This window comes from Aquimarina sp. U1-2 (assembly GCF_017897595.1).
Lineage (GTDB): Bacteria > Bacteroidota > Bacteroidia > Flavobacteriales > Flavobacteriaceae > Aquimarina.
This window is the reverse complement of the sequence record NZ_JAGKIK010000101.1, coordinates 1-384: the sequence shown is the minus strand read 5'-3', so window position 1 is coordinate 384 and position 384 is coordinate 1. Positions and strand designations below refer to the sequence as shown.

Annotated in this window: 1 protein-coding gene; it reads right to left on the bottom strand. The window is 37.5% G+C overall.

Annotated elements, in window-relative coordinates; translation table 11 throughout:
- Positions 1–198 precede the first annotated feature (198 nt).
- Positions 199–384, bottom strand: a 186-nt coding sequence (locus J8281_RS19205) for an aminomethyltransferase beta-barrel domain-containing protein (protein WP_371812647.1), incomplete at its 5' end; no start/stop codon positions are given.

Genomic DNA, 384 nt, shown 5'->3' with positions numbered 1-384 from the left:
AAAACACCATGCTTTTGCTTTCTATCTATAGCTTTTTGTGAAAGAATTGTTGTAGGGTTTGCTATGGATGATGCCACATTTTCTTTATCAGCAAAAAACACCCAAGCATCTTCTTGTGCATCTAAAACCAAATGCGCAAAGCACAGCAGTAAAAACAGGTACAACTTTTTCATAACAAAACGATTTGGAATCACTAAGTTACGAAATAACTCCTGAACCTATAAGTTCGTCATTTATATACCATGCAGCAAATTGTCCTTCGGTTATAGCGGATTGTAATGTCTCAAATTCAATGTAGAGTCCCTTTTCAACTTTATGCAAGGTAGCTTTCTGCAATGGCTGCCTGTATCTAATACGCGCTTCTACCTGCATAGTGTTTCCAGC